Here is a 10,940-nt window from a genome sequence, read left to right on the forward strand (position 1 = left end):
TGCCGATGATCCCGCCAGCGGCCACCCCGCTTCGGCGTCCGGTCCGGCAACAACGGCTCAATCCGCGCCCACTGCGCATCAGTTAACGGCACACCCAGCCCAACGATCCGATGATCCAAACGAAACGGCCTAGCCGGGCACCGGACGGAGGCGCCGGGCCGCCGTTGACCGGTTTCCCGGCGGTGCGGCGCGACACTGGACGCATGTCGAGCAACGGTCGCACGTCGAGCCATGCCCTGCCGCCCCGTCTGCCGCTCGCCGGGCTGCTGGCCGTCCGGCACGGCGAGAGCGTCTCCAATGTCGTCTTCCGGGAGGCGGCCCGCGCGGCGGTGCCTGACGAGAGCCTCGTCTACCGCGAGGTCCGCGTTCCGTTGACCGCGCTGGGGCGGGAGCAGGCGGCGGCGCTGGGGCGGCGGCTGGCCGCGCTGCCCGAGGGCGCGCGGCCCGACCTCGTGGTCTGCTCGCCGTACGCCCGGGCTCGGGAGACCTGGGAGGTGGCCGCCGAGGCGTGGCCCGGCGCGCCCGCCGCGCTGGTGGACGAGCGGCTGCGGGACCGGGAGACGGGCGCCTTCGAGCTGATGACCCCGCTGGCGATCGAGGCCCGCGCGCCGGAGGAGGCCCGGCGGCGGGCGGCGGTGGGGGAGTGGTGGTACCGGCCGCCGGGCGGGGAGTCGTTCCCCGATGTGACGCTGCGGGTGCGGGACTTCCTGACCGAGCTGGCCGGCGCGGCGCCGGGGCGGCGGGCGCTGCTGGTCGCGCATGACGCGGTGGTGGTGGCGCTGGGCCTGGTGATCTCCGGGCTGGGAACGCCGCCCCCGGCGGAGGCCACCCGGGTGCCCAACGCCTCGCTGACCGGCTGGGAGGGCGACGGGACCCGGCTGCGGCCGGCGTTCTCCGGGGACACCGGGCACCTGGCCGGCCTCGACGGCCCCGGGGCGCCGTAGCGGTCCCGGTCCGCGCCCCGCCTCCGCTCAACCTGCCGTCCCCGTACGGCATATGCCGCCCGTTGCTGACGGTCTTTCGGCAACGGGCTACGCTGCCGGGACAGTTGGAACCCCAGGCAGCCAGGACCGGAGGACCGTGTGGTGAGTGGGCAGGGCGAGGCGCTGTCGTCCCAGGCATCGGAGGCGTCGGGGACGCCGGAGCCGTTGGATCTACGGACGGACCAGCCGCACTCGGCGCGGATGTACGACTACCTGCTGGGCGGCAAGGACCACTACACGGTGGACGCCGAGGCGGCCGAGCAGGCGCTCGCCCCGTTCCCGCTGCTGCGCACGGCCGCCCGCGAGAACCGGGCGTTCCTCGGGCGGGCCGTGCGGCACCTGGTGCGGGAGACCGGCATCCGGCAGTTCCTCGACCTCGGCTCGGGGCTGCCCACGGCGGAGAACGTGCACCAGGTCGCCCAGCAGGTCGACCCGTCCGCGCGCGTGGTCTATGTGGACAACGACCCCATCGTGCTGGTCCACGGCAGCGCGCTGCTGGCGAGGGACGCGCACACCGCCGTCATCCAGGGCGACATCCGCCGCCCCCGCGAGGTGCTGGACGACCCGCAGGTCAGGGGGCTGCTGGACCTGTCCAAGCCGCTGGCCGTGCTGGCCGTCGCCGTGCTGCACTTCGTGGGCGACGAGGAGGACCCGGAGGGCATCGTCCGCGTGCTGCGGGAGGCCGTCGCGCCGGGCAGCCACTTCATCCTGTCGCACGCCACCGCCGACCTCGCGCCGGAGGCGGCGATGGGCGTGCAGCGCGCCTACCGCGCCCAGGGCGTGCCGTTGACGCTGCGCGACAAGGAGCGGTTCACCGGGTTCTTCGACGGGCTGACGCTCATCGAGCCCGGCGTGCGGGTGGTGAGCGACTGGCGCAACGACGAGGTGCCCGAGTCGCAGCGCCCCGACCACGCCGACGTCTCCTGGTACGGCGGCATCGGCCGCCTCGACTGAGCCGGGTCAGGCCCACACTTCGGGCCGGCGGCCCGGCGGGTCCGCCGGCCCGAACCCGTCAGACGGCCCCGCCGCCCGTGCGGCGGCGGGGCCGTCGCGTCCGGCGCGGGACGCCGGACGGCTGCCCGGTCCTCGCTCAGCTCCTGCGGTCACTCAGGACGCAGAACTCGTTGCCCTCCGGGTCGAGGAGGGTCACCCAGTGCTGCCCGTCCCGCACGGGGTCGCGGCGGCGGGCACCGAGGGAGAGCAGCCGGGCGACCTCGGCCTCCTGGTCGTCGGGGCGGAAGTCGGGGTGGAGCCGGTTCTTCGAGGTCTTGCCCTCGGGGACAGGCACGAAGAGCAGACCCGGCAGCCGGTCCGGCTCAGGCCGGATCTCGATGATCTCCTCGGTCTCGTCGACCACCACCCAGCCGAGAGCCTCGGCCCACCAGCGGCCGAGAGCGACCGGGTCGGTGGAGTCGACGATTATCTGTTCCCATTCCAGTGCCATGGGCCTGAGCATAGGCAGCCCGGTCGGCCGGCGGCTCGGCGAGGGAGGCGGGAGGTCTCGCCTACAGCATCTCCGGCTCGGGAACGGGCGGCGCCGGAACGGCGGCCGCCGGCCGGTTGCGCAGCACCCGCGCCGCGACCACCCCGGCGAAGACCAGCGCCAGCAGCGACAGCCCGGCGCTCAGCCAGGTGGCGCCCAGCAGCTGCCCGCCGAGATAGCCGACCCCGACGCTGTAGGCGGTCCAGGCCAGCGCCGCCAGCGTGGACCACGGCAGGAAGTCACGCGCCCTGCGGTCGGTCACGCCGGCGCCCAGGCTGACCACCGCGCGCCCGGCGGGCGCGAAGCGGGCGAGCACCACCAGCGCACCACCCCCGCGCGCGAGCGTGTCCTCAAGCCGCTCCTGGGCGCGGCTGAGCCGGCGGGAACGTGCTATGGCCGAGCCGTACCGCCGCCCGCCGCGCCGGGCCAGCCGGTAGGCGAGCAGGTCACCGACCACCGAGGCCGTGATGGCGCAGACCACCAGCAGCGCGATCTGCGGCAACGGGCCGTCGGGGCTGGGAGGTTCGGGAAGGGCCGTGACCTCGGCCGCCCGGTTGGCCGCGACGGCGGCGGCCGTCACCACGAGGGCGCCGCTGGGCAGCACGGGGAAGAAGACGTCGAGCGTGATCGACAGCACGACGGCCACATAGATCCACGGGGCGTACAGCAGTATCCCCAAGGTCTCCTGCAAGTCTCTCCCCGTTCCCCCAGTGGTCGAACCCGACCGTCCCGGCGTGCGAGGTGCATGGGTGGTGACGTCTCGCGGAACATGTCGGTTCCGCCGTACAGCGTACGCCTCCGTCCTTCGGCAGGAGCACGCGGGTGCGTGTGTCCAGCATCTCATGGCCCACCCCGGCAGGGTGAGGCCCTGACGTCGTCCATCGACGGTTGTTCCGGCCGTCCATCGACAGGAGAGCTTCGATGAAATCACTGGTCACCGGCGCCCTGGCGGCGCTGATCGCCGGCCTGGCGAGCACCGGCGGAACGGCGCTCGCGGCCGCCGGACCCGTGGCCGACCCCGGTGCCGAGCAGAGCTGGTTGTTCGTCGGGGAGTTCGCCCCGGTCGGAGCGCCGAACGGAACGGGCGCGGTCACCCACGACGAGGAACTGGTGCCGGCGGGCGCGGACATCGCGGTGCTCCAGTGGATGGGCGAGGGCCGCACCCGGATCGAACTGCGGGTCGAGGGTGTCAAGCCCGGGCACACCTACGGCACCCACGTACACACGAACCCCTGCGGCGACGCCCCCGAGGACGCGGGCCCGCACTACCAGAACCAGCCGGGCGACGCCGCCGAGGGCCGCGACCCGGCGAACCCCGAGAACGAGGTGTGGCTGGACTTCACCGCCGACGGGCAGGGCGCCGGCGGCGCCACCGCGCGACAGAACTGGCTCTTCCGGGAGGGCGAGGCCGGCTCCGTGGTGATCCACGAGCGCGCCACCTCGCACGGGCACCACGGCACCCCGGGCGACGCGGGCGCCCGGGTGGCCTGCTTCACCGTTCCGTTCCGTGGCGTGGTCCAGTCCGGGACGGCGCGGGCGGACACCCTGCCGGCCGCCCCGGTGCCCGCGCCGCCGCCGGCGTCGGGCGAGGCGACGACCGAGACGACGACCGGGACGACGAACGGGGAGACGGACGGGGGTGCGGCGGGCCTTGGGCTGCCCGGCCTGGCGCTGCACCGGCTGCCGGTGGCCGGCGCCCTCTTCGGGGGTGGCGGTCCGGCCTGAGCCCGGGGTGGGTAGGCTGGGAGGCACTGAAGGGGAGTAGCTCTACGCCGGAGCGTTCGACATACTGGCCCGCCGCCGCCAGCGGCAGGGCCCGGCGCCCGGAGCGGATCACGGCCCGATGGGGCCGCGCCGCCAGCGAGACCTTCGGCCGACAGTGTCATTGGACGCTGCCGTGCCGAGGTCCGCGCTCCCCGCGAACGCCTCGGGCGGCGGCCTGAACCTCCTGAGGATTCACCGTGTTCAGTCTCTCCACGGCCGCCGTGGTCTTCGGCGTCGTCTTCCTCGCCGAGCTTCCCGACAAGACCGCGCTGGCGGGCCTCGTTCTGGGCACCCGCTTCCGCGCCTCCTATGTCTTCGCCGGCATCGCCGCCGCGTTCACCCTGCATGTGGCGCTCGCGGTGGCCGCCGGCAGCGTGCTGACCCTGCTGCCCCAGCGCCCGCTCCAGGCCGTGGTGGGCGTCCTCTTCCTCGGCGGCGCGCTGCTGCTGTTGCGGGAGGCCAACAAGAACGGGGACGAGGACGGCGCGGGCGAGGAGGCGCAGGGGAGGACGCCGGCGAGCACCTCGTTCTGGCGGGTGGCCGGCAGCGGCTTCACGCTGATCCTGGTGGCCGAGTTCGGCGACCTGACCCAGATCATGACGGCCAACCTGGCCGCCCGGTACGACGATCCGCTCTCCGTCGCCGTGGGCGCGGTGCTGGCGCTGTGGGCGGTGGCCGGGATCGGCGTACTGGGCGGCAAGGCGCTGATGAAGCGCGTTCCGCTGAAGGTGATCAGCCGGGTGGCGGCCGCGGTGATGGTGGTGCTGGCCGGGTTCAGCTTCTACGAGGCGATCAGCGGCTGAGGCGCGCGCCGCCTTCGGGGGCCGGCGGCGGGTCAGCCGGCGATGGTGATCCGGACGCAGTCGTCGGGCGCGGGCTCGACGCGCAGCCGCTCCAGCGTCTCCACATGGGCCGTCGCCTCGAAGGCGGCGGCCCGTGGGCCGACCCCGATCACCCGCATTCCGGCCGCGAGTCCGGCCTCGATACCGGCCTCCGAGTCCTCGAGGACCACGCAGTCCCAGGGGTGCGCGCCCAGCGCGGCGGCGGCCTTGAGGAAGCCCTCGGGGTCCGGCTTGCTGGCGGTCACCGACTCGGCGGTGACCTGGGTGTCGGGCATCCGCAGCCCGGCCGCCGTCATTCTGGCCTTGGCGAGGGCGGCGTCGGCCGAGGTCACCAGGGCGTGCGGCACGTCCTCGATGGCGGCCAGGAACTCCCGGGCGCCGGGGATCGGGGTGACGCCGGCGACGTCGGTGGTCTCCTCGGCGAGCAGCAGGGCGTTGTCCCTGAGGTTCTCCTCCATCGGGCGGTCCGGCAGCAGTTCGGCCATGGTCGCGAACGCCTGGCGGCCGTGCACCACGGGCAGCACCCGGGCGAAGTCCACGCCGTGCTCGTCGGCCCAGCGGCGCCAGACTCTCTCCACCACGGCATCGGAGTTGACCAGGGTGCCGTCCATGTCGAGGAGCAGGGCACTGAACACGCCTACGGTTTCTGTCGTACGCAACGGGGCCGTCCTTCGGTAGCGGTCCGACGAGGGTGGGGTTCGGAGAGTTCGGAAAGGGGCCGGGGGCGGGTGGCGGTGGATCAGGTGGCCCGCCCGGGTGGTCGGGGAAGCGGGCGGGGCCACTCTGTGTCTCCAGGGTTTGTTCCAACCGGATACAAAATGAGAGTACAAAACGGGGTGCCCGTCGCGCCACCCCACCAGCTCCGCGTTACCGGACCGTTCCGGAATCGTTCACCGGAGAATTCGGCGCGCCGGCGAACGGGGGACGCCGCGCCCCCGTCGGCCGCCGTCAGCCGGTGACCCGGGGCCAGTCGGCGCGCGAGCCGCCCAGCTCCTCGCTCAGCTCGTGCACCAACTCCCTGAGGTCACGCGGGCGTTCGGGCCCCCACCAGTCGCCCAGCAGCTCGGCCAGCGCGTTCTCCCTGGCCGTCGCCAGCCGCTCCGCCACCGCGTGCCCCTCGGCCGTGCCCACCAGCGGCAGGCCCTCCCGCGCCGCGAAGCCCCGCTCCTCCAACTGCCGCGCCGCCTGCAACAGCACCTCGACGGGCAGCCCGGTCCGTTCCGCCAACAGCCCCGGCTCGGCCGAGCCATAGCGCCTGATCCGCAGCAGCAGCCAGCAGGCGGCGGGCAACAGGTCGGTGCCGGCGTCGGCGGCGATCCTGGCGTAGAGGTCGCGGCGGCCGGCGCGGCTGCCGAGCGTGGAGAGCGCGCGGGCGCACTCGGCGCGCGAGGAGCGCTCGACGGGGTTGGGCGGCACGCTCTCCCCCAAGTCGGGCGCCAACACGCCCCCGCGCAACGGGTCTTCGCGCAGCGCGTAGGTCAGCGCGTGCGCCACCAGCAGCAGCGGTACCGCGTACAGGAAGACGCTGGTGATCGCGTCCGAGTAGGAGCCGAGCACGCCCTCCCTGGTCGCCGGCGGCAGCGCCCCCACCCGTTCCGGGTCGTGCAGCAGCCGCTCCTCGCTGACGCCGGGCGGCAGGTCGACGCCGCGCAGCGCGTCGGACAGCTCGTCGCCGAGCCGGTGGCTGAAGATCGCCCCGAAGACCGCGACCCCGAACGCCGAGCCGATGGACCGGGCGAACGTCACGCCCGAGGTGGCCACGCCCAGGTTCCGGTACTCGACCGCGTTCTGCACCGCCAGCACCATCACCTGGAGCACCAGGCCGAGCCCGAGGCCGAAGACCGCGAAGCACAGGCTCATCACCAGCGCGCCGCTGTGCTCGTCGAGGGTGTGCAGCAGCACCAGCCCCAGCGCGGTCACGGCCGTGCCGACCACGGGGAAGACCTTCCACCGGCCGGTGCGGCTGATCAACTGCCCCGACAGCGTGGAGGAGAGCAGGATGCCCAGCACCATCGGCAGCAGCCGCACCCCGGAGAGCGTCGGCGAGACCCCGTGCACCACCTGGATGAACGTCGGCAGATAGGTCATCGCCCCGAACATCGCGAAGCCGACCACGAAGGAGACGGCCCCGCACAGCGCGAAGGTCCGCACCCGGAACAGGTCGAGCGGGAAGACCGGTTCGGCCGCCGTGCGCTCCACCCTGAGGAACGCCAGCAGGCAGACCACGGACAGGACCGCGAGTCCCACGATCTGCCAGGACAGCCACGGCCAGGTGGTCCCGCCCAGCGAGGCGACCAGCACCAGGCCGATGGCGAACGCGGCGATCAGCGCGGTGCCCGCGTAGTCGATCACATGGCGGCGGTCCCCGGTCGGGATGTGCGGCACGGTCGCCGCGACCGCCAGGGCCAGCGCGCCGAACGGCAGGTTGATGTAGAAGACCCAGCGCCAGCCGAGATGGTCCACGAACAGCCCGCCGAGCAGCGGCCCCAGCACGCTGGTGGTGCCGAAGACCGCGCCGAACAGCCCCTGGTACCGGCCCCGTTCACGCGGGGAGACCAGATCGCCCACGATCGCCATCGACAGCACGATCAGGCCACCGCCGCCCAGTCCCTGGACGAAGCGGAAGGCAATCAACTCTGGCATATTCCGGGCGAGTCCACAGAGAGCGGAACCCGCCAGGAAGATGACGATGGCGAGTTGGAAGAGCCGCTTGCGGCCGAAGCTGTCGCCCAGCTTCCCCCAGAGCGGGGTGGCGGCCGTGGCCGCCAGCAGATAGGCGGTCACCACCCAGGAGAGATGGTCGAGACCCCCCAGGTCGCCGACGATGGTCGGCAGCGCGGTGGCCACGATCGTCTGGTCCAGCGCGGCGAGGAACAACCCCAGCAGCAGCGCGCCCATCGACAACAGCAGCCGAGCGCGCGCCGCGCTGTCCGAGGGCGGAGGCATGGCGGAGTCGGCGCGTGAGGGCCGCGTGGCCATGGGCGCCTCCTGGGGTCGCTGGGGGCGTGCGCCGGGGCCGGATCGGGGCGGCCCCACGGCCAGTTTGGCGGGTTTTGTCCCTCGCGGCTTCTTCAGCAAGTTGGCCCACGTTCACCCATAAGGGTGGTGCATAATCGCTGCCAACCGACCGGGAGGGCAGGCGCGGTGACGGACCGGCTCGACTGTCTGATCTGTGGCCGCCTGTGGCTGCCCAGTGGTGAGCCGAGTTGTGACTGTCTGACCCATTCGCTCTCCCGTCCGGTCGGCCCGCCGCAACACGACCCGGACCCGGCCGACGTCGCGCTCTTCCCCCTGGAGGAGGAGCGGCCCAGGTCCCGCCCGCCCACCGCGTGGCGCCCGTCGGGCCCCGGCCTCGAACGGCTCGGCGTCGAACCGCTCGGCGTCGAACTGCCGGAGCCCGACGCCAGGCCCCACCCCTCGCACCGCAAGCCGCGCCACCGCAACCGCATCTCGCTCGCCGCCGGCGGGGCGGTCGCCGCCGTCGTCGGCTGCACGGCGCTGGCCGCCTCGTTCCTCAACGGTGGCGGGGGCCGCAACGAGGAGGCGTTCGAGACGGTGAGCCCGCTGCCCAGCCTGGTGATGCCGGACGGGGACGGGCAGCCCGACGACCAGGTGGAGGCCGATCGCAACCGGCGCACGCCGGCGCCCGACGAGCCCGAGCCGACGCACCGTCCCTCGCCGCCCGAGGAGACCGAGGCGCCGCCGCCCGTCGAGACGGAGCCGACGCACCGGCCACCGGAGCCCACCGAGCCCGAGCCGACCCGGCCGACGAGCCCCTCGCCCACCGAGCCGGAACCGGACCCCACGCCCACCCAACCCGAGCCCGACCCCACGCCCACCGACCCCGACCCCACGCCCGGCCCCGAGGAGAGCCTCTCGGAGGGCGACGAGGGGCCCGAGGTGGTGGAGCTGCAACAGCGGATGCTCCAGCTGCGCTGGGTCTACAACGGGCAGGCGCACGGGTTCTTCGACACCCAGACCCGGGAGGCGGTGGCCCGCTTCCAGACGGCGTACGGCATCACGGGCGACCCGCCGGGCGTCTACGGCCCGGCGACCAGGGCCGTGCTGGAGGAGCACACCACCCAGCCGTGAGGCGTCCGGGGTGCGCGCCGGCCGCCGGCCGCCGGCTTCAGGAGGGGCGCGGAGTGTCGTCGCGCGCCGGGGCGTGGGCCGGCGTGAAGCGGGCCCGCGCGTCGAAGGCGGCCCGGCGGGTCGCGCGGCGCAGGGCCCGCAGCACCGTTCCCCCGCAGAGCAGGATCAGCGTCGCCGTCAGCAGCGCCCGGGGCACGTCCCAGCCCAGCGAGGTCGTCGCCACATACGTCAGATAGCGGCCCAGGTTCTCCGCCAGCGGATCGCCGGGAACGAACGAGATCCCGCTGCTCATGCCCGCCAGATACGGCCAGCCCTGGAGGTTCATCACCAGCCCGTACGCCAGCGAGGACACCGCGCCATAGCCGGCCAGCAGCGCCAACTCGCCGCGCCCGCGCAGCCGTCCGGCGCCCGGCAACAGCCCGGCGCCCATCGTCACCCAGCCCATCGCGAGCATCTGGAACGGCAGCCAGGGCCCCACCCCGCCGGTCAGCAGCGCGGACGCGAAGAGCGAGACCGAGCCCAGCACGAAGCCGAACCCCGGGCCCAACACCCGCCCCGCCAGCACCAGCAGGAAGAACATCGGCTGAAGTCCGGCCGTGCCCGCGCCCAACGGCCGCAGCGCCGCCGCGGCGGCGGCCAGCACCCCCAGCATCGCCACAGCCTTGGCGCCCAGGCCCGTCTCGGCGACCGTCGCCCACAGCACCGCGAGCAGCAGCGGCAGCAGCAGCGCGAAGAGCCAGGGCGCGTCGGCCGAGTGCGCAAGGCCGGAGTCAGGCGCGGCCAGCAGCGGCCAGCCGAAGCCCACCACGCCCACCGCCGAGACCAGCAGCAGCGCGGCCACCGAGCGCGGGCCGAGCCGGACGGCCGCCACCCGCCCTCCCGTGCCGCTCACGGCCGGGGCCGCCCGTCCGACTCGGCCCCCGCCGGCGCCCGTTCGGCCAGCGCGGCGCCGACCTGGCCGACGGTCAGCCACGGCTCGGGCGCCAACACCTTGGCGACCTGTGGCGCGAACGCCGGCGAGCCGGTCACCACGCGCGCCGTCGGGCCCTCGGCGACCACCTCGCCGTCGGCCAACACCACGACGCGGTCGGCGAGTTCGGCCGCCAACTCGACGTCGTGGGTGGCCAGCAGCACCCCGTGGCCCGCGTCGAGCAGCTCGGTCAGGATCGCCACCAGGCGGTCCTTGGCCGCGTAGTCCAGGCCCCTGGTCGGCTCGTCGAGCAGCAGCAGCGGGGGAGCGGCGGCCAGCACCACGGCCAGCGCCAGCGCCAGCCGCTGGCCCTCGGAGAGGTCCCGGGGATGCGCACCGTCCGGCACCTCGGGCAGCAGCCGGCGCACCAACTCCCGGCAGCGGCCCGGCGCGACGCCCGCGTCGGCGTCGGCGGACGCGCACTCCTCGGCCACCGTCTCGGCGAAGAGCAGGTCGCGCGGGTCCTGCGGGACCAGCCCGGCGTGGCGCAGCAGCGCCCCGGGCGCGGCCCGGTGCGGGGTCACGTGACGCCCGTTGTCGCCGGGCGCGGGGGCCAGCCGTGCGCTGCCGCGCTGCGGGGCGTGCAGGCCCATCAGGGCGCCCAACAGTGTCGACTTTCCCGCCCCGTTGCGGCCCATCAGCGCCACCGCCTCCCCGGCGGCCACCGCGAGATCGACCCCGCGCAGCACCTCGACCCCGCCACGCCGCACCGCCAGCGCGCTGGTCTCGGCCAGCGGGGCGTCGCCGGGCGGGGTGTGCGGGGCACGCGGGGCGTTCCCGGGGCGCGGGCCGGTGGGCGGGCGCCG

At 74.5% G+C, this 10,940-nt stretch carries 11 protein-coding genes; 5 read left to right on the forward strand and 6 right to left on the reverse strand.

Annotated elements, in window-relative coordinates; translation table 11 throughout:
- Positions 1-203: 203 nt before the first annotated feature.
- Positions 204-944 carry a histidine phosphatase family protein gene (locus tag EBN88_RS24820; RefSeq protein ID WP_122399291.1) on the forward strand — a complete coding sequence of 247 codons (741 nt, stop codon included), beginning with the start codon at positions 204-206 and terminating at the stop codon, positions 942-944.
- A gap of 141 nt (positions 945-1,085) precedes the next feature.
- Positions 1,086-1,937 carry an SAM-dependent methyltransferase gene (locus EBN88_RS24825; RefSeq protein ID WP_233580923.1) on the forward strand — a complete coding sequence of 284 codons (852 nt, stop codon included), beginning with the start codon at positions 1,086-1,088 and terminating at the stop codon, positions 1,935-1,937.
- A 136-nt stretch (positions 1,938-2,073) separates the two neighbouring features.
- On the opposite strand, the gene EBN88_RS24830 is transcribed toward EBN88_RS24825, so the two are convergent.
- A complete protein-coding gene (locus tag EBN88_RS24830; protein WP_199742473.1) occupies positions 2,074-2,427 on the reverse strand; it encodes a VOC family protein in 354 nt (117 codons plus the stop codon).
- 61 nt (positions 2,428-2,488) lie between these two features.
- Positions 2,489-3,157 carry a DedA family protein gene (locus EBN88_RS24835; protein ID WP_122399294.1) on the reverse strand — a complete coding sequence of 223 codons (669 nt, stop codon included), beginning with the start codon at positions 3,155-3,157 and terminating at the stop codon, positions 2,489-2,491.
- Between the two features lie 230 nt (positions 3,158-3,387).
- Here EBN88_RS24835 and EBN88_RS24840 point away from each other — a divergent pair, with 230 nt between their 5' ends.
- Entirely contained in the window at positions 3,388-4,191 is an 804-nt protein-coding gene (locus EBN88_RS24840) for a superoxide dismutase family protein (protein WP_199742474.1), read from the forward strand.
- 236 nt (positions 4,192-4,427) lie between these two features.
- Positions 4,428-5,033, forward strand: a complete 606-nt coding sequence (locus EBN88_RS24845) for a TMEM165/GDT1 family protein (RefSeq protein WP_122399295.1) — start codon at positions 4,428-4,430, stop codon at positions 5,031-5,033.
- A 32-nt stretch (positions 5,034-5,065) separates the two neighbouring features.
- Here EBN88_RS24845 and EBN88_RS24850 read toward each other — a convergent pair whose 3' ends face one another.
- Both EBN88_RS24850 and EBN88_RS24855 read right to left on the reverse strand, forming a co-directional pair.
- A complete protein-coding gene (locus EBN88_RS24850; protein ID WP_267902597.1) occupies positions 5,066-5,707 on the reverse strand; it encodes an HAD-IA family hydrolase in 642 nt (213 codons plus the stop codon).
- A gap of 313 nt (positions 5,708-6,020) precedes the next feature.
- Complete coding sequence (locus tag EBN88_RS24855; RefSeq protein ID WP_199742475.1) at positions 6,021-8,051, reverse strand: DHA2 family efflux MFS transporter permease subunit; 2,031 nt, start codon at positions 8,049-8,051, stop codon at positions 6,021-6,023.
- 165 nt (positions 8,052-8,216) lie between these two features.
- Here EBN88_RS24855 and EBN88_RS24860 point away from each other — a divergent pair, with 165 nt between their 5' ends.
- Positions 8,217-9,164: a peptidoglycan-binding domain-containing protein gene (locus EBN88_RS24860; protein WP_122399296.1), complete on the forward strand. Its 948-nt coding sequence runs from the start codon at positions 8,217-8,219 to the stop codon at positions 9,162-9,164.
- Positions 9,165-9,201: 37 nt separating this feature from the next.
- Here the strand turns inward: EBN88_RS24860 and EBN88_RS24865 are convergent, their stop codons facing one another.
- Together EBN88_RS24865 and EBN88_RS24870 are read right to left on the reverse strand one after the other, a co-directional pair.
- Positions 9,202-10,056: an ECF transporter S component gene (locus EBN88_RS24865; RefSeq protein ID WP_122399297.1), complete on the reverse strand. Its 855-nt coding sequence runs from the start codon at positions 10,054-10,056 to the stop codon at positions 9,202-9,204.
- A partial coding sequence (locus tag EBN88_RS24870) for an energy-coupling factor ABC transporter ATP-binding protein (protein WP_122399298.1) occupies positions 10,053-10,940 on the reverse strand: 888 nt, incomplete at its 5' end. The genes EBN88_RS24870 and EBN88_RS24865, both read right to left, overlap by 4 nt.

Source organism: Streptomyces triticirhizae (assembly GCF_003696235.1).
Taxonomy (GTDB): domain Bacteria; phylum Actinomycetota; class Actinomycetes; order Streptomycetales; family Streptomycetaceae; genus Streptomyces; species Streptomyces triticirhizae.